The sequence below is a fragment of the Pseudomonas wenzhouensis genome, assembly GCF_021029445.1.
GTDB lineage: Bacteria > Pseudomonadota > Gammaproteobacteria > Pseudomonadales > Pseudomonadaceae > Aquipseudomonas > Aquipseudomonas wenzhouensis.
The window spans coordinates 4116864-4142337 of record NZ_CP072610.1; the positions used below are offsets into that span (position 1 = coordinate 4116864).

20 protein-coding genes and 1 riboswitch are annotated in these 25474 nt (G+C 64.6%); of the genes, 9 read left to right on the forward strand and 11 right to left on the reverse strand.

Going from position 1 to position 25474, the window contains the following annotated elements; genetic code table 11:
* Nucleotides 1-27 precede the first annotated feature (27 nt).
* Nucleotides 28-597, reverse strand: coding sequence for a pseudouridine synthase (locus J7655_RS19240; RefSeq protein WP_230927759.1), 570 nt, complete (start codon nucleotides 595-597; stop codon nucleotides 28-30).
* 173 nt (nucleotides 598-770) lie between these two features.
* On the opposite strand from J7655_RS19240, the gene ahr reads away from it, so the two are divergent.
* The 3 genes from ahr (at nucleotide 771) to J7655_RS19255 (ending at nucleotide 3898) form a co-directional block, all read left to right on the forward strand.
* Nucleotides 771-1802 (forward strand): NADPH-dependent aldehyde reductase Ahr, encoded by a 1032-nt coding sequence (ahr, locus tag J7655_RS19245; RefSeq protein WP_230925777.1) that lies wholly within the window; start codon nucleotides 771-773, stop codon nucleotides 1800-1802.
* Between the two features lie 117 nt (nucleotides 1803-1919).
* A complete protein-coding gene (locus tag J7655_RS19250; protein WP_230924828.1) occupies nucleotides 1920-3023 on the forward strand; it encodes an IS110 family RNA-guided transposase in 1104 nt (367 codons plus the stop codon).
* Between the two features lie 437 nt (nucleotides 3024-3460).
* Complete coding sequence (locus J7655_RS19255; RefSeq protein ID WP_230925778.1) at nucleotides 3461-3898, forward strand: GNAT family N-acetyltransferase; 438 nt, start codon at nucleotides 3461-3463, stop codon at nucleotides 3896-3898.
* On the opposite strand, the gene J7655_RS19260 is transcribed toward J7655_RS19255, so the two are convergent.
* A complete protein-coding gene (locus tag J7655_RS19260) occupies nucleotides 3895-5235 on the reverse strand; it encodes an aminotransferase-like domain-containing protein (protein ID WP_230925779.1) in 1341 nt (446 codons plus the stop codon). The two genes, J7655_RS19255 and J7655_RS19260, sit on opposite strands and share 4 nt — an antisense overlap.
* Nucleotides 5236-5315: 80 nt before the next feature.
* Here J7655_RS19260 and J7655_RS19265 point away from each other — a divergent pair, with 80 nt between their 5' ends.
* Nucleotides 5316-6287, forward strand: coding sequence for a threonine dehydratase (locus tag J7655_RS19265; protein WP_230925780.1), 972 nt, complete (start codon nucleotides 5316-5318; stop codon nucleotides 6285-6287).
* Between the two features lie 104 nt (nucleotides 6288-6391).
* Here the strand turns inward: J7655_RS19265 and amn are convergent, their stop codons facing one another.
* Nucleotides 6392-7864: an AMP nucleosidase gene (gene amn, locus J7655_RS19270; protein ID WP_420850897.1), complete on the reverse strand. Its 1473-nt coding sequence runs from the start codon at nucleotides 7862-7864 to the stop codon at nucleotides 6392-6394.
* Between the two features lie 96 nt (nucleotides 7865-7960).
* Nucleotides 7961-8644, reverse strand: a complete 684-nt coding sequence (locus J7655_RS19275) for an energy-coupling factor ABC transporter permease (protein WP_230925782.1) — start codon at nucleotides 8642-8644, stop codon at nucleotides 7961-7963.
* Nucleotides 8645-8683: 39 nt separating this feature from the next.
* Nucleotides 8684-8883: riboswitch (cobalamin riboswitch) on the reverse strand.
* Between the two features lie 463 nt (nucleotides 8884-9346).
* Here J7655_RS19275 and J7655_RS19280 point away from each other — a divergent pair.
* The 4 genes from J7655_RS19280 (at nucleotide 9347) to J7655_RS19295 (ending at nucleotide 14240) form a co-directional block, all read left to right on the forward strand.
* Nucleotides 9347-10732, forward strand: coding sequence for a GntP family permease (locus tag J7655_RS19280; protein ID WP_230925783.1), 1386 nt, complete (start codon nucleotides 9347-9349; stop codon nucleotides 10730-10732).
* Nucleotides 10733-10866: 134 nt separating this feature from the next.
* Nucleotides 10867-12420, forward strand: coding sequence for an acyl CoA:acetate/3-ketoacid CoA transferase (locus J7655_RS19285; RefSeq protein WP_230925784.1), 1554 nt, complete (start codon nucleotides 10867-10869; stop codon nucleotides 12418-12420).
* Between the two features lie 188 nt (nucleotides 12421-12608).
* On the forward strand, nucleotides 12609-13166 hold the full coding sequence (locus tag J7655_RS19290; RefSeq protein ID WP_230925785.1) for an NADPH-dependent FMN reductase: 558 nt from the start codon (nucleotides 12609-12611) through the stop codon (nucleotides 13164-13166).
* A 414-nt stretch (nucleotides 13167-13580) separates the two neighbouring features.
* Nucleotides 13581-14240 (forward strand): endonuclease, encoded by a 660-nt coding sequence (locus tag J7655_RS19295; protein ID WP_230925786.1) that lies wholly within the window; start codon nucleotides 13581-13583, stop codon nucleotides 14238-14240.
* 110 nt (nucleotides 14241-14350) lie between these two features.
* Here J7655_RS19295 and hutC read toward each other — a convergent pair whose 3' ends face one another.
* The 5 genes from hutC to hutI all read right to left on the reverse strand — a co-directional run bounded on the left by hutC (nucleotide 14351) and on the right by hutI (nucleotide 20811).
* A complete protein-coding gene (hutC, locus tag J7655_RS19300; protein WP_230925787.1) occupies nucleotides 14351-15064 on the reverse strand; it encodes a histidine utilization repressor in 714 nt (237 codons plus the stop codon).
* A 220-nt stretch (nucleotides 15065-15284) separates the two neighbouring features.
* Entirely contained in the window at nucleotides 15285-16820 is a 1536-nt protein-coding gene (hutH, locus tag J7655_RS19305) for a histidine ammonia-lyase (RefSeq protein ID WP_230925788.1), read from the reverse strand.
* 157 nt (nucleotides 16821-16977) lie between these two features.
* Nucleotides 16978-18642, reverse strand: a complete 1665-nt coding sequence (gene hutU, locus J7655_RS19310) for a urocanate hydratase (RefSeq protein ID WP_230925789.1) — start codon at nucleotides 18640-18642, stop codon at nucleotides 16978-16980.
* A 26-nt stretch (nucleotides 18643-18668) separates the two neighbouring features.
* Nucleotides 18669-19604 carry a formimidoylglutamase gene (gene hutG / locus J7655_RS19315; protein WP_230925790.1) on the reverse strand — a complete coding sequence of 312 codons (936 nt, stop codon included), beginning with the start codon at nucleotides 19602-19604 and terminating at the stop codon, nucleotides 18669-18671.
* The gene (gene hutI, locus J7655_RS19320) at nucleotides 19594-20811 is read right to left on the reverse strand and encodes an imidazolonepropionase (protein ID WP_230925791.1); all 1218 of its coding nucleotides are present in this window, start codon (nucleotides 20809-20811) and stop codon (nucleotides 19594-19596) included. The genes hutG and hutI overlap by 11 nt, the downstream gene beginning before the upstream one ends.
* 215 nt (nucleotides 20812-21026) lie before the next feature.
* Between hutI and J7655_RS19325 the strand changes: the two genes are divergently transcribed.
* Nucleotides 21027-21554, forward strand: a complete 528-nt coding sequence (locus J7655_RS19325) for a HutD/Ves family protein (protein ID WP_230925792.1) — start codon at nucleotides 21027-21029, stop codon at nucleotides 21552-21554.
* Nucleotides 21555-21672: 118 nt separating this feature from the next.
* Here J7655_RS19325 and J7655_RS19330 read toward each other — a convergent pair whose 3' ends face one another.
* Together J7655_RS19330 and J7655_RS19335 are read right to left on the reverse strand one after the other, a co-directional pair.
* The gene (locus tag J7655_RS19330; RefSeq protein WP_230925793.1) at nucleotides 21673-23451 is read right to left on the reverse strand and encodes an acyl-CoA dehydrogenase C-terminal domain-containing protein; all 1779 of its coding nucleotides are present in this window, start codon (nucleotides 23449-23451) and stop codon (nucleotides 21673-21675) included.
* A 192-nt stretch (nucleotides 23452-23643) separates the two neighbouring features.
* Nucleotides 23644-25434, reverse strand: coding sequence for an acyl-CoA dehydrogenase C-terminal domain-containing protein (locus tag J7655_RS19335; RefSeq protein WP_230925794.1), 1791 nt, complete (start codon nucleotides 25432-25434; stop codon nucleotides 23644-23646).
* Between the last annotated feature and the right edge of the window lie 40 nt (nucleotides 25435-25474).

Below are 25474 nucleotides of genomic sequence, written 5' to 3' on the forward strand. Positions count from 1 at the left end.
CCGCCCCCTGCGACAAAACGCCTGATCTCAATCCAGCCTGGCCGGCACCTCGCGCCACTGCCCCGGCGGCAAGCCATCGAGCCGCCAGGGGCCGATGGCCACACGCACCAGACGCAGCGTGGGCAAACCGACGGCGGCCGTCATGCGCCGCACCTGGCGGTTGCGCCCTTCGCGGATCACCAGCTCCAGCCAGCGCGTGGGCACGCTCTTGCGAAAGCGCACCGGCGGATTTCTATCCCACAGCTGCGGCTCGTCCAGCAGACGCGCTTCGGCCGGCAGGGTCGGGCCGTCATTGAGCGTCACGCCCGCGCGTAACTGCTGCAATTGTTCCTCGCTCGGCTCGCCCTCGACCTGCACCCAGTAGGTCTTCGCCAGCTTGTGCCTGGGGTCGGCGATACGCGCCTGCAAGCGGCCGTCGTTGGTCAGCAACAACAGGCCTTCGCTGTCACGATCCAGGCGCCCGGCCGGGTAGACACCGGGCACATCGACGAAATCCTTGAGCGTCGCGCGGCCCTGCTCGTCATTGAACTGGGTGAGCACGTCGAACGGTTTGTTCAGCAGTAGCAGGCGCGGCTGCGCAGGTGGCGCCTTGGCCACACGACGCGGGGCTGCGGGACGGCGACTGGCAGGAGGACGAGGGCGTGACATGCAACGATCTTCGCTCAGACAGGGCTGCGCAGTGTAACGCACGATAAACGTCACTGATGGTGCTTCCACGCCCGGCCAGAGCGACTAAGCTGCAGGTTTACCCCTGCATTCAGGAGCCACCGATGAGCAACAACGCCGAACTCGCCACCTTCACCGGCTGGGCCGCCACCACGCCCGGGGCGCCATTGGAGCGTTTGAGCTACGACCCCGGCCCGCTGGGCGCCGAAGACGTCGAGATCGCCGTGGAATACTGCGGTATCTGCCACTCCGACCAGTCGATGATCGACAACGAATGGGGCAACGCCCGTTACCCCTTCATTCCCGGCCATGAAGTGGTTGGCACCATCGTCCGCCTCGGCGAGCAGGCGCGCGGGCTCAAGCTCGGCCAGCGGGTTGGCATCGGCTGGTACAAGGGCAGCTGCATGCATTGCGGCTCCTGCATGGAAGGCTCGCACCAGCTGTGTCGCTCGGTGAAACCGACCATCGTCGGCAGCCACGGCGGTTTCGCCGACCGCCTGCGCTCGCACTGGGCCTGGGCCGTACCGCTGCCAGACGGCCTCGACCCAGCCCTGGTCGGCCCGCTGTTCTGCGCCGGTTCGACGGTGTTCAGCCCGCTGCTGGAATACGACATCAAGCCCACCGACCGCGTCGGCGTGGTCGGCATCGGCGGCCTCGGCCACCTGGCGCTGCGTTTTCTCAATGCCTGGGGCTGCGAGGTGACGGCCTTCACCTCGTCGCTGAACAAGCAGGACGAAGCCAAACGCCTGGGCGCGCACAATGTCGTGGCCTCCACCGACAGCGCGGCACTGAAGGCAATAGCCGGCACCCTGGATTTTCTCCTGGTGACCGCCAGCGCCGATCTGGACTGGCAGGGGCTGATCGCCACCCTGCGCGGCAAGGGCCGCCTGCATTTCGTCGGCATCGTGCCCAGCGCCATCCCGGTGCACGTGTTCAACCTGATCCCGCAGCAAAAGAGCCTGTCCGGCTCGCCGGTAGGCTCGCCGAAAACCATGGCGACCATGCTCGAGTTCTGCGCGCGGCACCAAATTTTGCCGCAGGTCGAGCACTTCCCCATGAGCCAGGTGAACGCGGCCATCGATCACCTGCGCAGCGGCAAGGCGCGCTACCGCGTGGTGCTCGACGCCAGCCAATGACAGCAAGGGCGAAAGCTATCGGCGTCACTTGAGTGTAATTACATGGACTCGCCCACGCCGAGGCGTCAATGCGCCACGGTGGCAGTCTAAGAAGCCAACGGCAGCGAGGGCGAGTCAATGAAAAAGCATACAGCAACTAATCAATCCCAGGCCTTAAACGATCTATCGGCCTGCACGACAGTGGCAGTCGATCTTGCCAAGCGGGTCTTTCAGGTGGCGGGAGAAGACGTTCTTGGTCAGGTGCGTTACGAGGCGCGGATCAAGTCGCGTGAGGCGTTCTACGAGTTTCTGTGCAAGTTGCCGCCGAGTGTCGTCGTGCTGGTTGAAACTGGCCCAGGTGCTCAGGCGTGGGCACGGCAGCTACAGGGGCAAGGCAACCTGGCGCGGATTCTTCCGGCTCGTCTCGTCGAGGGTCACCGCAGCGGTGCGAAGAATGATCGTAACGATGCCCTGTCGATCTTGCGCGCCGGTCGCGATAGCAAGATTTCAGCCGTGCCCATCAAAAGCGCTGCCTCGCTGGCCATGCAGGCGCTGCATCGCGCTCGGCAGGGTTATGTGCGTCGGCGTACGGCGATGAGTAATCAGATGCGCGGTTTGCTGCTGGAGCACGGCGTGGCTCTGGCGCAAGGCGATGCGGCTATCAGCCACGTGATACCGAGGGTGCTGGAAGATGCAACGCAGCCACTGCCGGAGATACTGCGGGAGTTGATCGACGAATTGCTGGGTGAATGGCGGCAATTGGGCGAACGCATCAACGTCTTGAGCGGGCGCTTGGAAGCTGCTGCGAACGCGGACAAGACCGCGAAACGACTGATGACGGTGCGCGGAGTCGGCCCGATCATCGCCACCGCGCTGCTGGCCAAGCAAACCGAACCTGAACGTTTCGCCAATGCCCGCTTATATGCGGCTTACTTCGGCATGGTGCCTGATCAGCACAGCAGCGGAGAAAAGATCCGCCTGGGCAAGATGAGCAAGCGAGGCGATGGCTACATGCGCAGCCTGATGATCCAGGGCGCGCATGCGGTCCTCCGACAACTACGGCCTGATTCGCAGCAACCGGATGATCGCCGCTTGCTGGGCTGGCTGAGTCGCCTGGGGCGCAAAGAGGCGGCGGTGAGGTTAGCCAACCGCAACCTACGGATCGCCTGGGTGCTGCTACAGAATGAACAGACTTATCAACGCCAGCCAGTTAATGACAGGCAGGCGGAAATGAGTCACTGATCCACCGAGTTCTGCCACCGGGGCGCGAAGTCGCTCCAACCTCTGCTAGAAAACATTGACCCCAGGTAAGACCGTTGCGGATTGATGCCTTGGCTCCTACTGGCCTTCGAGGTCTGAATGTAATAGGCATACCGCAAGCTCACACAATGTTGGCCAGAAGCTGATGACAGCTTCCTCGAATAGGCCTGATACATAGATGCAGCCGGGTAGCAGTGTTGAAAAGCAGGTTTGACAGTGGGGGCGAGTCCATACATAGGAGCCGGCTTGCCGGCGATCATAGGCCTGGAAGGATCGCCCGCAAGCGGGCTCCCACCTGTCGCGGGTGTTGCGCTCCAGGAATAAATCCGCAGGGTTGAGAAGCCTTGAGACACGCAACCGACGGGTATACTCCGCCCCCGTTTGCCTGCCTCGCCTACGTTTTTCAACGGCCTGTTAGCATGCTGATTCTCGACACACCCGCCGACACCGAACTGCCTGTACTGGAAGAAATCTGGGAGGCTGCCGTGCGCGCAACCCATCACTTCCTGCCAGCAACCGATCTGCAGGTGATCAAGCCACTGCTGCGCACACAGTATTTTCCGGCCGTGCACTTGACCTGCGCGCGCGATGAGTCAGGGCGAATACTGGGCTTTCTCGGCACCCGCGAAGGCATGGTGGAGATGCTCTTCGTCGATCCGGCCTGCCATGGTCAGGGCGTAGGCACGCGACTGATGCGCCATGCCATCGACGAGCTGGGCGCCACGCGCGTCGACGTCAACGAGCAGAACCCGCAAGCCGTGGTTTTCTACCAGCGCCTGGGTTTCCTGGTGACCGGCCGCTCGCGCCTGGATGGCGGCGGGCGGCCGTTTCCGATTCTGCATCTATCGCTGGGCTAGACAGGCCAGGCCGCGACAATCCCTGCCAATGCCCGCTTGAGTTCGACCCGGCTAACCGCCGCCGCAAGACTGATACGCACGGCATGCCCCGGATTGGCCTCGACCGCGAACACCTCGGCTGGCACCACCTCCACACCGCTGTGCCAACACGCCGCGACCAGCCCCACAGGCGGCGCGCCATCGAGCCACAGATGCGGCGCCACTGCCCTGCCCTGCGGCATGCGCGGGCCGAGCACACGCGCGGCCAGGCGCCAGCGCTGTTGCAGCTCGTCGATCTGCCAGGCCAGGCGCTGTTCGGCGATACCGTTTTCGATCCACTCACAGGCCAGCGCCAGACTCAGCGGCGTCACCGCCCAGCGCGTGGCCTGCGCTTCAGGGTCGATGCGTTCGAGCAGCTCCGGCGCACCCGCGATAAAGCCCAGGCGCAGGCCGGGCGCAACGCTCTTGGACAGGCTGCTGATCAGCAGGCAACGCTCCGGCGCCTGCACTGCCAGCGGCGCCTCGCTGCCGAGCACGCCGTAGACATCGTCCTCGACGATCCACAAGCCACGGCGCCGCGCCACCTCGGCAATGGCCGCGCGGCGCTCGGCGTCCAGGCTGGCGCCGGTGGGATTCTGCAAACAGGGCGTCAGCACCGCCACGCGCGCCCCGGTAGCACGGGCCTGGCGGTCGAGGTCATCGGGCAGGATGCCGTGTGCGTCCATCGCCACGCCATGCAGCGGCAAACGCAACTGGCGTGCGGCGGCCTTGATCCCCGGTGCGGTGTAGCGCTCGACCAGAATCGGCTCGCCCGCTTCGCACAGCGCCAGCAACGCCGCAGACACGCCCTGCTGGGCACCCGCGCTGAGTAGCAGACCGCCCGGCGCCAGCTCCAGGCCACGCCGACGCAGCCAGGTCGCGCCGGCCAGATGCGCACGCTCGACCAGTGCCGCCGACGGGTAGGCCTGCAACACATCCAGCTCACCGCGCGAAATCAGCTCGGCAAGACTGGCCGACAGGTCGCGATTGTCCGGGTCATGCACCGGCACATTGGTCGACAGGTCGATCAGTTCGCCCTGCGCGGCCGGTTGCTTGAGGCGGAACAGGCTCGCTTCGCGGCTGCCGGCCAGCACGTAGGTGCCACGCCCGACCTCGCCGGACACCAGATGCCGGCGCGCCGCCTCGCGGTAAGCGAGCATCACCGTGCTCGGGTTGATACCCAGCGCCCAGGCCAGACGGCGCTGCGGCGGCAGGCGCTCGCCGGGCTTGAGTTCGCCACGGCCGATGGCCGCCGCGATGGCCTCGACCAGTGCCAGGTACGTTGGCAGAGCGCTGTCTTGCAGATCAGGAAGCCACATTGCTTGCCATGCAATATAAAGATTTACCCATACAATGCGCCGCACTAGCATCCGGGTCAACGCCACCCGGAGTGCCCGCCATGTTCGACCTCGCCCAACTGCGCCAGAGCGCTGCACTGGTTCACCGCCACATGGCACCGACGCCGCAACTGAGCTGGCCGCTGCTGGCGCAGCGCACCGCCTGCGAGGTCTGGGTCAAGCACGAGAACCACGCCCCGACTGCTGCCTTCAAGGTACGCGGCGGGCTGGTCTATATCGACGCCCTGCTACGCCGCGAGCCGCAGGTGCGTGGGCTGGTCACCGCCACCCGTGGCAATCACGGCCAGAGCCTGGCGCTGGCCGCGCGCCAGGCCGGCCTGGCGATCCGTATTGTGGTGCCGCACGGCAATGCCCGCGAAAAGAACGCGGCGATGCGCGCCCTCGGCGCCGAGGTGATCGAACATGGCCGCGACTTCGACGAAGCCCGCGCCGAAGCCGCACGCATTGCCGAGCGCGATGGCCTGCATGGGGTGCCTTCACTGCACGAGGATCTGGTGCGCGGCGTGGCCACCTATGCCCTGGAACTGCTGGAAGCGGTGCCGAATCTGCGCCGGGTGTACGTACCCATCGGTCTCGGTTCGGGCATCTGCGGCATGATCCGCACCCGCGACCTGCTCGGCCTCGACACCGAGATCATTGGCGTGGTCGCCAGCGGCGCCGACGCCTACGCGCAGAGTTTCGAGCAGGGTCGCCTGGTACAGACCGAACGCGCCGACACCCTGGCCGACGGCATGGCCTGTCGCCAGCCGCAGCAGTTGGCACTGGACATGCTGCGTGCCGGCGCTGCACGCATCGTGCGGGTGAGCGATGACGAGATCCGCGCGGCCATCCGCGCCTATCACGAAGACACCCACAACCTCGCCGAAGGCGCCGGTGCAGCGGCGCTGGCCGCCCTGATACAGGAGCGCCAGCTCAATGCCGGCCAGCGCGTGGCGGTGGTGCTCAGCGGCGCCAACATCGACCGCGCAGCGCTGGCCGAGCTGCTGCGTGACGAAACCCCGGCAGCAGCCTGAGCTACGCCTACCAGCGGTGGCTGAAGGTGTAGGGTGCGCTGTGCGCACCACTGGCAAACAGCAACCTGCTGACCCCGTTCAAGCCTTCACCACTGGATTGCCCATCAGCGGAACGGCGGCTCGTCGAAGCTGCGCAGCTTGCGCGAGTGCAGCGAGTTGAGCTGGCTGCGCATCAGCTCCAGCGCGGCGATGCCGATGTGCAGATGCTGGGTCACCGCACGTTCGTAGAAGGCACCGGCCGCGCCGGGCAGCTTGATCTCGCTGTGCAGGGGTTTGTCCGACACGCACAGCAGCGTGCCGTAGGGCACCCGCAGACGATAGCCTTGCGCGGCAATGGTGCCGCTTTCCATGTCCACCGCCACCGCACGCGACAGGTTGATCAGCGGCCGCTCCTGCGCCCAACGCAGCTCCCAGTTGCGGTCGTCGTAAGTCAGCACGGTGCCGGTACGCAGGCGCTTCTTCAGCTCATCGCCTTGCTCGCCCGTCACTTGCTTGGCCGCCTCCTGCAGCGCCTGCTGCACTTCGGCCAGCGCCGGCAGCGGAATGTGCGGCGGCAGTACGCGGTCGAGAATGCCGTCGCGGCGCATGTAGGCGTGGGCCAGCACGTAGTCACCAATGGTCTGCGACTGACGCAGGCCGCCACAGTGGCCGATCATCAGCCAGCAGTGCGGGCGCAGCACGGCGAGGTGGTCGGTGATGTTCTTGGCGTTGGACGGGCCGACGCCGATGTTGACCAGGGTGATGCCGTGGCCATCATTGGCCTGCAGGTGGTAGGCCGGCATCTGGTAACGGTGCCAGACCACGTTCTCGATGATCGCCTGCATTTCGCCTTCAGCCATGCCGCGCTCGACCACCACGTTGCCCGGCAGCACCATGCGGGTGAAGCGTGAGTCGTTCACCAGCATGTCCAGGCCATGGCGGATGAACTGGTCGACGTAGCGGTGGTAGTTGGTCAGCAGGATCCACGGCTGTACATGACGCCAGTCGCTGCCGGTGTAGTGCTGGATGCGCTTGAGCGAAAAGTCGGTGCGCGCCGCGTCGAACAGCGCCAGCGGCAGCGGGTCGATGTTCTCCCAGTCGTACAGGCCATCGGCGGTACCGTCGGTGGCGGCGGACAGGTCAGTGCTGGGGAACACACGCGCCAGCTCGGCGGCAGTCACGCCACTGCCAGCCAGCTCATCGCCGCCCTCGACCACGTACGGGTAAGGGATGTTCTGCTGGCTGCGGCCGACCTCGACACGCAAGGTGAAGTCATTCATCAGCGGGCGCAGCTGCTCCAGCAGGTATTTACGGAAGGCCGCTGGCTGGGTCACGGTGATGGCGTAGGTGCCTGGCACCTGTACCTTGGCATAGGCGCGCACGGTGGTCGGCACCTCGCCCTGGCACAGGTAGGTCAGGCGCAATTCGGGGTAGCGGAACAGGCAGTGTTCGCTGGCATCCGGGCGGATGCGTTCCTTGAGGTAGCGCTTGAGTGCGTGGCTCAGGGCGCCGGTGGCTTCCTGATGCAGCGCGGCAAGGCGGTCGACCGCCTCTTCGGGGGTGTTGGCAATGATGAAATCATCGGAGCAGGCTTTCACAGGCATCTTCCTGGCAGAACGAACGCCCCCATCTTGCCTGCATCCTCATGGCAAAACCTAGCGCGGCGACCGAACCAGCGGCCACCGCGCACTGCATCAGACCGCCGCCTGGTGCAGACGCACGTTGAACAGCGGCCCCTGACTGAAACGCGCCAGCGCCTTGGCAGCGGCCAGCACGCCCAGGTCGACCAGCGGTTCGATCAGGATCACGCTCATGTAAGCCAGGCCGAAGCTGCCCACAGCGGCCAGGTTATCGCTGGTGAAGCCATGGCCATAGAAGGCCCAGAAGCCGACCCAGGCAACAATGCCGCCCTGGTAGGCGGTCGACAGCGCCAACGCCTGCTTGTAGGACAGGTCGACGTAGGCGGTGCCCGGCGCAACGATACGCTTGGCCAACACACTGATGGCCCACAGCGGTACCAGCAGGGTGGTGACGTTCATGCCGTACTGCGGCAGATCGAACGGCGCGAACAACAAGCCCTGCAACAGCAAGCCAGCCGCCAGACCGACGGCCGTGGCCCCCGCGCCGAACAGCAGGAGCAAGGTCGAACCGAGGATCAGATGCACCTCGGAAACCCCCACCGCATGATGCGGCAACACCTCGAAGAAGCAGAACACCAGCGCGGTGGTCAGCAGGCTGCGCAGCGCCAGGGCGGTCGCCCCGCCGTTGTCGCGAATGGCATCACGCGCCAGTTTGGCGGTCAGGCCAAAGGCACCGACTGCGGTTGCGTAGCTGAGGAAGATCTTGGCGCCTTCGACGACACCGGGTTCGATATGCATGCAAGTTCCTTGATCGCGCCCACCGCGCGACGAGTTGGAGGATCGATGGATTCGATGGCAGGTCTCCTGGCTCACGGCTTGGCACTTCGCCCGCCTTCCCGACCGAAGTCAGTGGCATCCGGGCATCGTTCGCCGCTTACAGTTGCGGGGGCAGCCAGGGAATTGGCGAGACTCGCCGCACCCTGTTCCCTTTTCATCCGCACGCACGTGCGGGCGGAACCATCGGCGGCAACCTTACTCCGCCGTTCTGACAAAAGACAGCGCTCGCCCTCGAGTCGCTACCCGACCTTGATCGCAGACCCTGGCAGATCCGTCCATTGATCCCCAACACAGAGATCGCCTGCCTACGACGCCAGCACAATCCAGCAGGACCATAACGGCGAACCCCAGGCAAAACGAAACAGCGCTCTAATTCTGCGCCTCATAAATTCCAATTTCCTGGACAGAATTTCGCCCTTGCATTCCAAGATATCGGAATAAGTCCAGAAAAATGGACAACCACTCAACACCGCAACAGCCACGCCGAACCCGTCATAAACCGCTGCGCCCCTTTATCCACAGGCCTTAGCGCACTTTCCAAGAGGGCCCAACCGCGCACTGGCACGACTCTCGCTCTGTAAACCTCAGAGGCGCGCTGGTGTATCCGCGCGCTCACGATAGAACGGCCCTGAGCCGCTAGAACAACAACAAAAGGAACCAGCCATGGGTACCCTCGGTATTCTGATTTCCCTCGCACTGTTGATGTACCTCGCCTATCGCGGCATCAACGTCCTGATCCTCGCCCCACTGCTGGCTCTGCTAGCGTTGCTGTTCGCCGGTGATGTCGGCCTGCTGCTGCTCACCTACACCCAGGTGTTCATGAAGGCCATGGGCGGCTACGTGATTCAGTTCTTCCCGTTGTTCCTGCTCGGTGCGCTGTTCGGCAAGTTGATGGACGATTCGGGGTCGGCCCGCGCCATCGCCCAGGGCATCGTCGCGAAAGTGGGCAGCGAGCGCGCGATCCTGGCCATCGTGCTGGCCTGCGGCATCCTCACTTACGGCGGCGTCTCGCTGTTCGTGGTGGCCTTCGCCGTGTACCCGATCGGCGCCGCGCTGTTCCGCGAGGCGGGCATTCCCAAGCGCCTGATCCCCGGTGCCATCGCCCTTGGCTCGTTCACCTTCACCATGACCGCGCTGCCCGGCACCCCGGCGATTCAGAACGCCATCCCCAACCCCTTCTTCGGCACCGACGCCTTCGCCGCGCCAGGTCTGGGGGTGATTGGCGGGCTGATCATGTTCGGCCTCGGTACCTGGTGGCTCACCGCGCAGTCACGCAAGATGATGGCCGCTGGTGAAGGCTACGGCGAACACCGTGACGACCCAGTCAGCGAGGAGCGCGGCAACATTCCCGGCTTCTGGCTGGCACTGCTGCCGATCTTCGTGGTGATCGCGCTGAACTTCCTGATGGCCAAGCAGATTCTGCCGAGCGTCGACACCAGCTACCTGGCCAAACCGGAATACGGCGGCCTGCAGGACGCCAAATCGCTGATCGGTATCTGGTCGATCATCGTCGCCCTCGGCGCCGCCATCGTGCTGCTGATCGCCATGCACTGGAAGCGCTGGATGGATCTGAAGAAGAGCGTCAACGACGGCGCCTTCGGCTCCATGCTGCCGATTCTCAACACCGCCGCCGAGGTGGGTTACGGCACGGTGATCGCCTCGCTGGCCGGTTTCGTGATCATCCGTGACCTGGTGCTGGGCGTCTCCAGCAACCCGCTGATCTCCGAAGCGGTGGCGGTGAACATCCTCGCCGGCATCACCGGCTCGGCCTCTGGTGGCATGTCCATCGCGCTGAAGACCCTCGGCGAGCAGTACCTGGAAATGGCCAATGCTGCCGGCATCAGCCCCGAGCTGCTGCATCGCGTCGCCGCCATGGCCTCGGGCTGCATGGACACCCTGCCGCACAACGGCGCGGTAATTTCGCTGCTGGCGATCTGCAAGCTCACTCACCGCGAATCGTACAAATTCATCTTCGTCAACACCGTGGCCTTCCCGCTGCTGGCACTGGCGGTGGTGATCACCCTGGGCACGCTGTTTGGAAGCTTCTAAGCCATAAGAGCCTTCCAGACGCTGCGCTTTCGCTCAGCAAAAGGTGTAGGCGCCAGCTTGCTGGCGATGCTTTGAACCGCATGGATCGCCAGCAAGCCGGCGCCTACATGACCCCTTCGTCACGAGTACCCGCAATGAGCAAGATCATGACCGCCGCCGCCGCCGTGGCGCGCATCCCGGACAACGCCAACCTGGCCAGCGGCGGCTTCGTCGGCATCGGCTTCGCCGAGCAGATCGCCATCGCCCTGGAACAACGCTTCGTGGCTGAACAGACGCCGCGTGACCTCACGCTGGTGTATGCCGCCGGCCAAGGCGACGGCAAGGGTCGCGGCCTCAACCACCTGGCCCATGAAGGCCTGGTACGCCGGGTGATCGGTGGCCACTGGGGGCTGGTGCCGGGCCTGCAGAAGCTGGCAGTGGATAACCGCATCGAGGCCTACAATCTGCCGCAGGGGGTGATCTCCCAGCTGTTCCGCGATATCGCTGCCGGCAAACCGGGGCAGCTGTCGCGCGTCGGTCTGGGCACCTACGTCGACCCGCGCCATGGCGGCGGCAAACTCAACGCGCGCACCACCACCGATCTGGTGCGACTGATGCCCATCGATGGCGAAGACTACCTGTTCTACCCGACCTTCCCGATCCACGTCGGCATCGTCCGCGCCACCAGCAGTGATCCCGATGGCAACCTCAGTTTCGAGCGCGAGGCGCTGACCATCGAGAGCCTGGCCATCGCCATGGCCGCGCGCAACTCTGGCGGGCTGGTGATCGCCCAGGTCGAGCGGATCGTCGAGCGCGGCTCGCTGAATGCGCGCCAGGTGAAGATTCCCGGCATCCTGGTGGACTGTGTGGTGCTGGCCGAACCCGATAATCACCAGCAAACCTTCGCCACGGCCTACAACCCCGCCTTCGCCGCCGAAACCCGCGTGCCGGTGGACAGCCTGACGCCGATGCCGCTGGACGTGCGCAAGCTGATCGCCCGTCGCGCGGCGCTGGAGCTGAAGAGCGGCGCGGTGGTCAATCTCGGCATCGGCATGCCTGAAGGCGTCGCGGCGGTGGCCGCCGAGGAAGGCGTGATCGAGCGCCTGACCCTGACCGCCGAACCGGGCGTGATCGGCGGCGTACCGGCCTCGGGCCTGGACTTCGGCGCGGCGAGCAACCACAGCGCCCTGCTCGACCAGCCTTATCAATTCGACTTCTACGACGGCGGCGGTCTGGACATCGCATTTCTCGGTCTGGCCCAGGCCGATGCGGCAGGCAACCTCAACGTCTCCAGGTTCGGCAGTCGCCTGGCCGGCGCTGGCGGTTTCATCAACATCAGCCAGAACGCCAAGCAGGTGGTGTTCGTCGGTACCTTCAGTGCCGGCAAACAGGACATCCGCATCGAAGACGGCCAGTTGCGCATCATCCAGGACGGCGACGTGCGCAAGTTCGTCAGTGAGGTGGAGCACCGCACCTTCTCCGGCCGCCTGGCTGCCGAGCGCGGCCAGCCGGTGCTCTACGTCACTGAACGCTGCGTGCTGCGCCTGACGACCGAAGGGCTGGAGCTGATCGAAGTGGCGCAGGGCGTGGATATCCAGCGCGACATCCTCGCGCGCATGGACTTCGTACCCATCGTGCGTGAACCGAAGCTAATGGATACGCGGCTGTTCCAGCCCGAACGCATTGGCCTGGGGCAATGCCTGGACTGATGGCAGGTCAATTATTTAGCGTGAACTTACGGGCCTGAACAGGCCCGTTTTTTTGTATCTGCCGGCGCAGCGGGAGCTGGCTAGCGATAACGCATCCAAGTTCCTGATGATGTCCAGGCACGGCACCTGCTGAAACATCCGGGGTCTATAGTGGTTGTTCCTTCCTCACTACAGCTTCTGGAGTTCATATGAGCAAGACCTACAAGGTCGCCGTGCTGGTCGGCAGCCTGCGCAAGGCCTCCATCAACCGCAAGCTGGCCCTGGCGCTGGCTGATCTGGCACCGCCCTCGCTGAAGCTGGAAATCGTCGAGATCGGTGACCTGCCGCTGTACAACGAAGACGCCGACGGCGACAGCGCTCCGGCCGCCTACGCGCCGTTTCGCAATGCGCTCAAGGCGGCTGACGCGGTGCTGTTCATCACCCCCGAATACAACCGCTCGATCCCCGGCGCGATGAAAAACGCCATCGACGTCGGTTCGCGCCCTTACGGCCAGAGCGGTTTCAGCGGCAAGCCGGGCGCCGTGCTCAGCGCCTCGCCAGGTGCCATCGGCGGTTTCGGTGCCAACCATCACCTGCGCCAGTGCCTGGTGTTCCTCGACGTACAGGTGCTGCAGCAGCCGGAGGCTTATCTGGGCGGCGCCGGCAATTTCTTCGACGACAACGGCGTACTCAGCGACGGCATCAAGCCGTTCCTGCAGAAGTTCATCGAGGCCTATGCGGCGTGGGTGGCCAAGCACGCCGGATGAATACAGACCCTGGCGCCGTACCGGCTGAAAACCGTGCGGCGTCGACTGTGTATCTGGCGTTGGCGCTCCGGGCGGCTGCCCAAAAAAGAAAACCCCGCGATTGCGGGGCCTGCAGACTGTTGTCCTGACATCCTTGATCTGCTCACCATCCAGGTGGCTGTCCAGCGTGTCCCTGTTCGTCTAGGCGCTTCCTGCGCTGAATCCATGGGCGCAAGAGTACGCTCGTACCTGATCACCTCACAGTAGCGATACTCGCCACATCCTGTAAGCCATGGCTTACACACTCCATCATCCATGGCATGGCGCCGGGAAGAATCTCATCGACTATGTTTTTTGTAAGGTGCGCCTTGCTAGACTCAGTCGCGAACGACAAAAACAACAGACCCCCGATCACGGCGGTCACGAGGCTAGAGTATGCGCGTAGTTACCCTGCTTCTCGGTTGCCTGGCAACCTGCATTGGCACGACTGCCCTGGCTGGCGGCCAGAGCCAACTGGGCAACGTCAAACAGGCCATCGACCAGGTGTTCTGGCAGGATCTGTACGGTAACGGCGGCACCACACTGTATTGTGGCCAGCCCTTTACCCGCGTCAGCGGCAACCTGGCGGCCAGCCCGATCTACAGCAGCAAACAGCTCAAGAGTGCGTTGCGCTGCGTTACCGACCGCCAATGCACCATCATGAACCCGCGCTACCCCTACATCGCTTCCGACCTGCATAACCACTACCCGGCGCTGGCGAGGGTTGAGCTGATACGGCGTAATTCGCAGTTCAGCGAACAGGTCGAGGATGGACCAAGCAAATTCGCCGATATCGGCTGTGACCTTAAAGCCAGCTTCCAACTGCTCAACCCGCGCGACGAAGCCAAGGGCAATATCGCCCGGGCGATCTTCTACATGCATGTCGAATACGACCTGCCCATCGTCGGCCTGGTACCGATGTACAAGAACTGGCACCGCATGGATCCGCCCGATGCCGAGGAAAAGGCGCGCAATGACAAAATCGAAGCACTGCAGGGCACACGCAATCGCTTTATCGACGATCCGTCACTGGTGGATCAGTTGATCGCTGATTGAGGTCTCGCTGCTTTCGATATCGCGACGCCGAGTAGGGTGCGCCGTGCGCACCGAATCTGTCTGCTGAACTACAGCGTGCTTGGTGCGCACAGCGCACCCTACCAATCGCCCTACGCTCTGCGCTTGTGCAGTGAACGTAGCTTGTAGCGGTCGCCGGGATGGATCAGTCGTGCATAGCTGATCAGGTGATCGTCCGACCAGGTGCGGCGGATCACGCTCAGGCAGGGCATGGTCGGGTCGATCTGCAGCAGCTCGGCGGTGCGTGCATCCACCCGCACCGCTTCGACCACATGTTCGACATCCGAGATCGGGCAACTGGCGACCAGCACCTCGTTGGGCGTGACCCGGGTGAAATCGCTTTGCAGGTAATGCGGCACCCAGCGCGGGTTGACGAAGCGGTCCTCGAGCTGGATCGGCAGGCCGTCCTGCAGGTGCACGAGGATGCTGTGAAACACCTCGGCGCCCAGGCGCAGCCCCAGACGTAGAGCCACTTCGTCATCGGCGGCGATGGCCTCGCAGCGCACCACATCGTTGCTGTAGGCATGGCCGCGACCGCGCACTTCACTGGCGATGTTCATCACCTCATGCAGCGACGACTCTGCCTTGCGGTCGGTGACGAAGGTGCCAAGCCCGGCTTGACGCACCAGGTAGCCCTTCTGCACCAGGTTCTGGATCGCCTTGTTGGCGGTCATGCGGCTGACCGAGAAATCGCGCGCCAGTTGCTCCTCGGGCGGAATCTGATGATTGACCGGATAGGCGCCGCCGTGAATGCGCTCGAGGAGGAAATCCTCGATGGCCTTGTAGCGCGGGGTGGGACTGGTCACGGCTGCTCCTTGGAAATGCCCGGTGCGCGGATGATACATCAGCCATACGCGTGATCTCGTAGGAGCCCCGCCCCGGGGCGAAGCGGTTGTGGCCACTCAGCACATTCTGCGGCGTACCCACCATTCGCCGTGGGGCGCGGCGCCTACACCAAGACCGTAGCCCGGATGAAATCCGGGAGCCTCGAAATCAAGGCCCCGGATTGCATCCGGGCTACGCAGTTCAGCTCACGGAAGGCAACATGCCGGCCGGCAGCAACGGCGTCAGCACGCGCTCGGCGAGCAGGGCGTTGGCAGCGGCGATGTCCGGGGCGAAGAAGCGATCCTCGACGTAGTACGGCACCTTGGCGCGCAGCGCCTGACGCGCCTGCTCCAGCGCCGGCGTGCTCTTCAGGCCTTCACGGAAGTCCAGGCCCTGGCAGGCACCTAGCCATTCCACAGCGAGGATGCCGCGGGTGTTATCGGCCATGTCCCACAGGCGTTTGCCGGCGTTCGGCGCCATCGACACATGGTCTTCCTGGTTGGCCGAGGTGGGCAGGCTGTCGACGCTGTGCGGGTGAGACAGCGCCTTGTTGTCGCTGGCCAGAGCCGCAGCAGTGACCTGGGCGATCATGAAGCCGGAGTTGACCCCACCATTGGCCACCAGGAACGGCGGCAGTTGCGACATGTGCTTGTCCATCATCAGCGAGATACGCCGCTCGGACAGCGAGCCAATCTCGGCGATGGCCAGGGCGATGTTGTCGGCAGCCATGGCCACGGGTTCTGCGTGGAAGTTGCCACCGGAAATCACCTCGCCTTCGGCGGCGAACACCAGCGGGTTATCGGAAACCGCGTTGGCCTCGACCCCAAGCACCTCAGCAGCCTGGCGCAGTTGGGTCAGGCATGCGCCCATGACCTGCGGCTGGCAGCGCAGCGAATACGGATCCTGCACCTTGTCACAGGCGGCGTGAGAACTACCGATTTCGCTGCTGGCGCCGAGCAGATGGCGGAAGGCAGCCGCCGCGTCGATCTGCCCACGCTGGCCGCGTGCGGCATGGATGCGCGCATCGAAGGGCGAACGCGAACCGAGCAGCGCCTCGACGCTGAGCGCGCCGCAGACGCTGGCGGCAGCGTACAGGTCTTCACCCTCGAACAGCCCGCGCAGGGCGTAGGCGGTGGACACCTGGGTGCCGTTGAGCAGCGCCAGGCCCTCCTTGGCGGCCAGAGTCATCGGCTCCAGACCGGCGATGGCCAGCGCCTCGCTGGCCGGCAGCCATTGGCCGTTGTGGCGCGCCTGGCTTTCGCCGAGCAGCACCAGCGACATATGGGCCAGTGGCGCCAGGTCACCGGAGGCGCCGACCGAGCCTTTCAGCGGAATGTGTGGATAAACCTCGGCGTTGACCAGGGCGATCAGCGCGTCGATCACCTGACGGCGAATACCGGAGAAACCGCGCGCCAGGCTGTTGATCTTCAGCAGCATGATCAGCCGCACCATGGCGTCATCCAGCGGCTCACCGAAACCGGCGGCATGGGACAGCACCAGCGAGCGCTGCAGCTTTTCCAGGTCATCGTTGGCGATGCGGGTCGAGGCCAGCATGCCGAAACCGGTGTTGATGCCGTAGGCGGTGCGGCCCTCGGCGATGATCTGGTTGACACAGGCGACGCTGGCGTCGATGGCCTGATGGGCGCTGGCGTCCAGAGTCAGGTGCACGGGCGCCTGGTAGGCGGCGCGCAGGTCGGCCAGGATCAGATGGCCAGGTTTCAGGTTAAGCGTATTCATCAAGTGTTCTTCCAAAGAGCGTGTTCAAAGTCTCGCGAGCTAGAGCCAAACGGTGGCGCAAATGGCTGAGGACGCGGAGTTTACGAGCTGTAAATGAGCAGTCCGAAGTCGTTTGCAACGCCGTTTGGCCGACGCGCAGCAGACTTTGGACATGCTCTCAGCCGATCATCGGCAGATTCAAACCCTGCTCCTTGGCGCAATCGATGGCGATCTGGTAACCGGCATCGGCGTGACGCATCACCCCGGTGCCCGGGTCGTTGGTCAGCACGCGGGCAATGCGGGCAGCGGCTTCATCGGTGCCATCGCAAACGATGACCATACCCGAATGCTGGGAGAAGCCCATGCCCACGCCACCACCGTGGTGCAGCGACACCCAGGTGGCGCCGCTGGCGGTGTTGAGCAGGGCGTTGAGCAGCGGCCAGTCGGACACGGCGTCGGAGCCGTCCTGCATCGCCTCGGTCTCGCGGTTGGGGCTGGCCACCGAGCCGCTGTCCAGGTGGTCGCGGCCGATCACCACCGGCGCCGACAGTTCGCCGCTGCGCACCATCTCGTTGAAGGCCAGGCCGAGCTTGGCGCGCTGGCCCAGGCCGACCCAGCAGATACGCGCCGGCAGGCCTTGGAACGAGATGCGCTCGCGGGCCATGTCCAGCCAGCGGTGCAGGTGGGCGTCGTCGGCGATCAGTTCCTTGACCTTGGCGTCGGTCTTGTAGATGTCCTCGGGGTTGCCGGACAGCGCCGCCCAGCGGAACGGGCCGATGCCACGGCAGAACAGCGGGCGGATGTAGGCCGGGACGAAGCCAGGGAAGTCGAAGGCATTGCTCACGCCTTCTTCCTTGGCCATCTGGCGGATGTTGTTGCCGTAGTCGAAGGTCGGCACGCCCATCTTCTGGAAGTCGAGCATGGCCTGCACATGCACGGCCATGGACTGCTTGGCGGCCTTGACCACACCTGCCGGGTCGGTGGCTGCGCGATCCTTGTACTCGGCCCAGCTCCAGCCGATCGGCAGGTAGCCGTTGAGCGGGTCGTGGGCGCTGGTCTGGTCGGTGACCATATCCGGGCGCACGCCACGGCGTACCAGCTCCGGCAGGATCTCGGCGGCATTGCCCAGCAGGGCGACGGAGATGGCCTTGCCTCCGGAGGTGTACTTGGCGATACGCGCCAGGGCGTCGTCCAGATCGGTGGCCTGCTCGTCGACGTAACGGCTGCGCAGGCGGAAATCGATGCTGCTCTGCTGGCATTCGATATTCAGCGAGCAGGCGCCGGCCAGGGTGGCGGCCAGCGGCTGGGCGCCGCCCATGCCACCGAGGCCTGCGGTCAGTACCCAGCGGCCCTTGAGGTTGCCGGCGTAGTGCTGGCGACCGGCTTCGACGAAGGTTTCATAAGTGCCCTGGACGATGCCCTGGCTGCCGATGTAGATCCAGCTACCGGCAGTCATCTGGCCGTACATGGCCAAACCCTTGGCATCCAGCTCGTTGAAGTGCTCCCAGCTCGCCCAGTGCGGCACCAGGTTGGAGTTGGCGATCAGCACGCGCGGCGCGTTGCTGTGGGTCTTAAACACGCCGACCGGCTTGCCGGACTGCACCAGCAGGGTCTCGTCGTCATTCAGGTTGGTCAGGCTCTCGACGATTTTGTCATAGCACTCCCAGTTGCGCGCGGCGCGGCCAATGCCGCCGTACACCACCAGCTCCTTGGGTTTCTCGGCCACGTCCGGGTCGAGGTTGTTCATCAACATGCGCAGCGGCGCTTCGGTCAGCCAGCTCTTGGCGGTGAGCGTGGTGCCGCGCGGGGCGCGGATTTCGATATCGCGGTATTTGGAGGTCACAGCGGTTTCCTCTTGTTGTTCGGCGCTCAGAGGCTGAGCAGATGAATCAGCCGCGCCGCCACCTTGGCGGTGCGGTTGTCGATGTCGTATTCGGGGTTGTGCTCGGCCAGGTCGGCCAGGCGCAGCTTGCCGCTGGCCTTGAGCCGTTCGAGCAGCGGCTCCAGCTGCTCCAGGCGCACGCCACGGGCGGCCGGCGCGCTGACGCCCGGCGCTTCGCAGGCCGGCAGCACGTCGATGTCGATGGTCAGGTAGAGCGCGTCGCACTCGGCGGTGAAGGCGTCCAGCTCGGCGCCGATGGCATCGAGGGTCGACTCACGAATTTCATGATCCTCGCGCACCAGCACGCCCAGCTCGGCGGCCTTGGCGAACAGCGCACGGGTGTTGCTGGCGCGACTGACGCCCAGGCAGGCATAGCGGAACGGCCAGCCGCGTGCAGCGCATTGCTCGGCGATCTGCGCGAAGGGCGTGCCGGAGGAATGCACATGGGTCGGGTCGCGCAGGTCGAAGTGGGCGTCGAAGTTGACGATGCCGATACGAGGCGCAGGATTACCGGACAGATGCTCGGCCAGGCCCGACCAGCTACCGAAGGCGACTTCATGCCCGCCACCGATCACCAGCGGCAGATGGCCGGCGTCCAGCAGCGCGCAGACGTTTTGACCAAGGCGCGCCTGGGCGGCTTCCAGGTCGCCGTCTTCGCAGACCACGTCACCGGCGTCATAGGCTGGCGCCTGACGATGCCAGGCCAGGTTGGCCAACGCCTTGCGCACGCTCTGCGGCGCTGCGGCGGCGCCGACACGGCCATGGTTGCGGCGCACACCTTCATCGCAGGCAAAACCCAGCAGCGCCAGGCCCGGCTGGCTGTCTTCGACCAGCGAACGGATGCGCTGGTGCCAGCGCGCGCTGTCGGTTTCCGGGTCGGTACGACCGCTCCAGGCGGCCATGCTGTGACGATCAGCGAGCATAGGTCACGACTCCATTGAATACGCGCTGGCGCAGGCGCCCGGCCTGCACCGCGTAGGCCAGTTCGGCCGGTTGCTGGATATCCCAGACGCAGAGATCCGCAGGTGCACCGACGGCGATGCGGCCGAGGTCGGGCAGACCCAATGCACGGGCGCCATGGGCGGTCATGCCGGCCAGGGCTTCGCGCGGGGTGAGGCGAAACAGGGTGCAGGCCAGGTTGGCCATCAGCGTCGGCATGCAGATCGGCGAGGTGCCGGGGTTGGCATCGCTGGCCACCGCCATCGGCACGCCGTACTGGCGCAGCAGTTCGATGGGCGGCAGCTGGGTTTCGCGCAGCACGTGGAAGGCGCCGGGCAACAGCACGGCAACCGTGCCGGCCTCGGCCATGGCGCGCACGCCAGCCTCGTCGAGGTATTCGATATGGTCGGCGGACAGGGCGCCGTAACGGGCAGCCAATTCACTGCCACCCAGGTTGGACAGTTGCTCGGCATGGGCCTTGATCGCCAGACCGTGGGCCTGTGCTGCCTGGTAGATGCGCTCGCACTGCGCCGGGGAAAAACCGATGCCTTCGCAGAACACGTCCACCGCATCGGCCAGCCCTTCACGGGCGGCAGCCGGGATCATCTCGTCGCAGAGCAGGCTCACGTAGTCGTCGGCGCGGCCGGCGTATTCCGGCGGCAGAGCATGGGCACCGAGCAGCGTGGTGATCACCCGCACCGGGCGCAGCTGGCCGAGGTGGCGGGCCACGCGCAGCATCTTCAACTCGCTTTCGACAGTCAGGCCGTAGCCGGACTTGATTTCCAGCGTGGTCACGCCATCGGCCAGCAGCGCATCTAGACGCGGCAGGCTGGCGGCGATCAGCTCGTCCTCGCTGGCGGCACGGGTGGCACGCACGCTGCTGAGAATACCGCCGCCGTTGCGGGCGATGGTTTCGTAGCTGACGCCTTCCAGGCGCTGCTCGAACTCGCCTGCGCGGTTGCCGGCGTAGACCAGGTGGGTGTGGCAATCGACCAGCCCCGGAGTCATCACGCCGCCACGCTCAGCTTCGACTGCTCCCTGAACCAGCGCCTCGTCGAAAGTGCGCGAAGGCCACAGGCCGGCAATGCGACCGCCCTCGACCAGCACGTTCATCGCCTCGTCCAGCTGCGCCAGGCCATCGAAGACCTGCACATCGCGCCAGAGCTGTTTCGAGGGGGATTGCATCGGCATGGGATTCTCCCGGCTTGTTTTGTATATACAATATGGATAGATCGAATCGTCGTCAAGTCAGAGACAAAAGCCTTACACAGCCGCTTCAGGCCACAACAAGACGCGTGAGATTCAGCTGTAGAGCGCAGGAACGCTCAAGCTGGAGAGGACAGAATTAAGGCAAGCACTTGAGCCGTTCGTCGCCCAATCATTATGTATATACATTTGGAGGCTTCATGCCCTGCACCCTGCTCGATCCCGCGACAGCCATTGCGATGCCCTGGAAGAACGGCGGCGGCACGACGCTGGAACTGGTCATTGCACCGCGCGGTGCCAGCCTGGAGGATTTCGCCTGGCGTATCAGCAGTGCTCAGGTGGCGGTGGATGGCGCCTTTTCCAGCTTCCCCGGCGTCGACCGCAGCCTGGCCGTGCTCGCCGGCAACGGCTTGCGCCTGCACCGAGAGGATGGGCGGGTCGAGACGCTACATCGCGATGGCGCCATCGCGGTGTTCGGCGGAGAAGAAACGATCAGCGCACAACTGCTGGACGGCCCGATCACCGACCTCAACCTGATGACCCGGCGAGGCCTCTGGACGCATCGGGTGCAGGTGCTGAAATGGCAGGGAACCCAGGGGCTGGAGAACGACGCGGCGGTACTGCTGCTGTGGAATGCTGCCCAGAGCGCAGTCGACGTGAATGCTGGCGGCGCGATGCACCCGCTAGCAGCGGGCAATGGCCTACTGATCGAGAACGAACCTGGCTAATTGCACCTGCACGCACAACGACCCGCCCTGCTCTACGTGGCCAGGCTGAACCCGTGCGCCCCCTGAAATGAAAAGCCCCGGCACGCGGGCCGGGGCTCATTTTTGCGCTGCAGCGTGATCAGAACTGCGCAGCATCCAGCAGATACAGCGACTCGCTACCGGCCTTGACCGACGCACTCAGCGAGTGGATACGCGGCAGCAGGCGGGCGAAGTAGAAGCGCGCGGTGCCCAGCTTGCTGGCGTAGAACTCGTCCTGCGCCTCCTTGCCCAGCGCGGCGCGCGCCATCAAGGCCCACATGTAGGCATAGGCGGTGTAGCCGAAGGCCTGCAGGTACTCGACCGAAGCCGCGCCGATTTCATTGGGATTGCGCTTGGCGTTATCCAGCACCCAGGCCGTCAGCGCGTCGAGGTTCTCCACGGCAGCCGCCAGCGGCTGGGTGAATTCGGCCAGCGAGGCATCGGCCGAGGCGACGAAGGCTTTGATCTCGTCAGCGAAGTGCTTGTAGTAGCTGCCACCACTGCCGACGATCTTGCGCCCGACCAGATCCAGCGACTGGATGCCGTTGGTGCCTTCGTAGATCTGAGTGATGCGGCAGTCGCGCACCAACTGCTCCTGACCCCACTCGCGGATGAAGCCGTGGCCGCCGAAGATCTGCTGGCCGTGCACGGTGGTTTCCAGGGCCATGTCGGTGAGGAAAGCCTTGGCTACCGGGGTCAGCAGGGCGACCAGTTCGTCGGCGCGCTGGGCGGTGGCCTTGTCCTCGCTGTACTTGGCGGTATCGAGTTGCATGGCGACGTAGCTGGAGAAGGCGCGACCGCCCTCGTTCAGCGCCTTCATGGTCAGCAGCATGCGGCGCACGTCCGGATGCACGATGATCGGGTCAGCGGCTTTGTCCTTGGCCACCGGGCCGGTCGGCGCGCGGCTCTGGATACGCTCGCGGGCGTACTCGATGGCGCTCTGGTAGCTGCGCTCACCGAGGGACAAGCCCTGGATGCCAACACCCAGGCGCTCGTAGTTCATCATGGTGAACATCGCCGCCAGGCCCTTGTTCACTTCGCCGATCAGGTAGCCGGTGGCACCGTCGAAGTTCATCACGCAGGTGGCCGAGGCCTTGATGCCCATCTTGTGCTCGATGGAACCACAGCCCAGGGCGTTCTTCTCGCCCAGCGAGCCGTCGGCGTTGACCATCACCTTCGGCACCAGGAACAGCGAGATGCCTTTCGGGCCCGCCGGTGCGTCCGGCAGCTTGGCCAGCACCAGATGGATGATGTTCTCGGTCAGGTCGTGCTCGCCGCCGGTGATGAAGATCTTGGTGCCGGAAATCTTGTAGCTGCCATCGGCCTGCGGTTCGGCCTTGGTGCGGATGATGCCCAGGTCGGTACCGGCATGCGGCTCGGTCAGGCACATGGAACCGGCCCAGACGCCGGCGTACATGTTCGGCAGGTACTGCGCCTTGAGCTCTTCACTGGCGTGATTGAGGATCGACAGGCAGGCGCCGGAGGTGAGCATCGGGTACAGGCCGAAGGACAGGCTGGCCGAGTTGACCATCTCCTCGACCTGGGCGCCGATCACCTTGGGCATGCCCATACCGCCGAACTCCGGCGCGCCACCGACACCGACCCAGCCGCCTTCGGCGTAGGTACGGTAGGCCTCGGGGAAGCCGGCCGGGGTCTTCACCACGCCGTTGTCCCAGGAGCAGCCCTCCTCGTCGCCGCTGCGGTTCAGCGGGGCGATGCTGCCAGCAGTGACCTTGCCGGCTTCTTCGAGAATGGCATTGGCGGTTTCTTCATCCACCACCTCGGCCAGGGCCGGCAGCTCGGCCCACAACTTGGAGACTTCGAATACTTCATTGAGCACGAAGCGCATGTCGCGCAGGGGGGCTTTGTAATCGGCCATGACACATCCTCGGAAACGGACTTACTTGAGAGCCACGAGCTTAATACAACAACAAGATAGACACATAGGGTCGTGTTGTGACCAATAATTCATGAAAAGTCTGCACTCACCACCAGGAAAAAGGCCCGCAAACATGCGGGCCTGGGATTCGCGGCGGAGTGCCGCGCCTATACATGCCAAACACCTGAGCACTTAGAAGGCAAAGTGCTCCGCCGCCAGCTCCATGGTACTGGCGCTGCCGGCGCCCATCGCCAGACGATGTGCCTCGGTGCGCGGCAGGATGCGCTGGAAATAGAAGGCACATGTCGTCAGCTTGGCCTGATGGAAACCGTTGTCAGCACCGGCCGCCAGCTTCTCCTGGGCAACCACCGCCATGCGCAGCCAGAAATAGGCCAGGGTGACGTAACCGGAGAACATCAGGTAGTCGACGGAGGCCGCGCCCACTTCGTCCGGGTTCTTCATTGCCGCCATGCCAATCTGCTGGGTCAGCTCGCCCCATTGCTTGTTCAGTGCAGCCAACTGAGCCACCTGGGCAGCCAGTTGCGGATGCGCCGCCTGCGCCTGGCAGAACTTGTGTACCAGACGGGTGAAGCCCAGCAGCAGCTTGCCCTGGCTGCCCAGCACCTTGCGCCCGAGCAGGTCGAGCGCCTGGATGCCGTTGGTGCCTTCGTAGATCAGGGCGATGCGGCAATCGCGCACCAGTTGCTCCATGCCCCACTCGCGAATGTAGCCATGCCCGCCGAATACCTGCATGCCATGGTTGGTGGCCTCCAGGCCGGTCTCGGTCATGAAGGCTTTACAGATCGGCGTGAGGAAGGCCAGCAGATTCTCGGCCTCCTGGCGTGCCTCGGCGCTCTCGGCACGGTGCGCGGTGTCGATCAGTTGCGCGGTGAAATAGGCCAGCGCACGGTTACCCTCGTTGAAGGCCTTCATGGTCAACAGCATGCGCCGCACGTCCGGGTGCACAATGATCGGATCGGCCGCCTTGTCCGGCGCCTTGGCGCCGGTCAGCGCGCGCATCTGCAGGCGCTCGCGGGCATAGCGCAGGGCGCCCTGGTAGCTGGTTTCACCCAGGCAAAGCCCCTGCATACCGGTGCCCAGACGCGCGTGGTTCATCATGGTGAACATGCAGGCCAGGCCCTTGTTGGCCTCTCCGATCAGGTAACCGGTGGCGCCGTCGAAGTTGATCACGCAGGTGGCCGAGGCCTTGATACCCATCTTGTGCTCGATGGAGCCGCAACTCACAGCATTGCGCGCACCGATGCCATCCCCTTCGGGCATGAACTTGGGCACGATGAACAGGGAAATACCCTTGGTGCTGGCCGGCGCATCCGGCAACTTGGCCAGCACCAGATGCACGATGTTCTCGCTCATGTCGTGCTCGCCGGCGGAAATGAAGATCTTCGTCCCGCTGATCGCGTAGCTGCCATCGGCCTGTGGCACGGCGCGGGTCTTGATGATGCCCAGGTCGGTGCCGCAATGCGGCTCGGTCAGGCACATGGTGCCGGTCCAGCGCCCTTCGGTGAGACGGGTCAGGTAGGTCTGTTTCTGCTCCTCGCTGCCGTGCGCATGAATGGCCGACATCGCCCCCTGAGTCAGGCCCGGATACATGCCCCAGGAAAGGTTGGCCGAGCCGACCATCTCGCTGAAGATCAGCCCAAGCGACTCCGGCAACCCCTGACCGCCATAGACAGGGTCGGCCGCCAGCCCCATCCAGCCGCCCTCGGCGTATTGGGCGAAGGCTTCCTTGAAGCCCTTGGGCGTGGTCACCACGCCATTGTCGAAGTGACAACCTTCTTCGTCACCACTGTGGTTGAGCGGCGCCAGCACCTGCTCGCAGAACTTCGCGCCCTCCTCGAGAATCGCCGCCACCATATCCGGACTGGCTTCGTGGGCGCCCAGCGATTGGTAATGAGCAGAAAAATCGAAGACATCGTCGATCAGAAAGCGCATGTCGCGCTGGGGAGCCTTGTACTCAGGCATGTTGATTCTCCGTTCGGGTTGGCGGTCAGGTGTCACCACG

What these genes read in the sequence shown, in the direction of transcription:
- J7655_RS19275 (WP_230925782.1), bottom strand. Translation starts at nt 8,644, where the DNA reads ATGCATATCGAACCCGGTGTCGTCGAAGGCGCCAAGATCTTCCTCAGC.
- J7655_RS19285 (WP_230925784.1), top strand. Translation starts at nt 10,867, where the DNA reads ATGAGCAAGATCATGACCGCCGCCGCCGCCGTGGCGCGCATCCCGGAC.
- ahr (WP_230925777.1), top strand. Translation starts at nt 771, where the DNA reads ATGAGCAACAACGCCGAACTCGCCACCTTCACCGGCTGGGCCGCCACC.
- J7655_RS19260 (WP_230925779.1), bottom strand. Translation starts at nt 5,235, where the DNA reads ATGTGGCTTCCTGATCTGCAAGACAGCGCTCTGCCAACGTACCTGGCA.
- J7655_RS19280 (WP_230925783.1), top strand. Translation starts at nt 9,347, where the DNA reads ATGGGTACCCTCGGTATTCTGATTTCCCTCGCACTGTTGATGTACCTC.
- J7655_RS19255 (WP_230925778.1), top strand. Translation starts at nt 3,461, where the DNA reads ATGCTGATTCTCGACACACCCGCCGACACCGAACTGCCTGTACTGGAA.
- J7655_RS19295 (WP_230925786.1), top strand. Translation starts at nt 13,581, where the DNA reads ATGCGCGTAGTTACCCTGCTTCTCGGTTGCCTGGCAACCTGCATTGGC.
- J7655_RS19265 (WP_230925780.1), top strand. Translation starts at nt 5,316, where the DNA reads ATGTTCGACCTCGCCCAACTGCGCCAGAGCGCTGCACTGGTTCACCGC.
- J7655_RS19335 (WP_230925794.1), bottom strand. Translation starts at nt 25,434, where the DNA reads ATGCCTGAGTACAAGGCTCCCCAGCGCGACATGCGCTTTCTGATCGAC.
- J7655_RS19330 (WP_230925793.1), bottom strand. Translation starts at nt 23,451, where the DNA reads ATGGCCGATTACAAAGCCCCCCTGCGCGACATGCGCTTCGTGCTCAAT.
- J7655_RS19250 (WP_230924828.1), top strand. Translation starts at nt 1,920, where the DNA reads ATGAAAAAGCATACAGCAACTAATCAATCCCAGGCCTTAAACGATCTA.
- hutI (WP_230925791.1), bottom strand. Translation starts at nt 20,811, where the DNA reads ATGCCGATGCAATCCCCCTCGAAACAGCTCTGGCGCGATGTGCAGGTC.
- J7655_RS19290 (WP_230925785.1), top strand. Translation starts at nt 12,609, where the DNA reads ATGAGCAAGACCTACAAGGTCGCCGTGCTGGTCGGCAGCCTGCGCAAG.
- hutH (WP_230925788.1), bottom strand. Translation starts at nt 16,820, where the DNA reads ATGAATACGCTTAACCTGAAACCTGGCCATCTGATCCTGGCCGACCTG.
- hutG (WP_230925790.1), bottom strand. Translation starts at nt 19,604, where the DNA reads ATGCTCGCTGATCGTCACAGCATGGCCGCCTGGAGCGGTCGTACCGAC.
- J7655_RS19325 (WP_230925792.1), top strand. Translation starts at nt 21,027, where the DNA reads ATGCCCTGCACCCTGCTCGATCCCGCGACAGCCATTGCGATGCCCTGG.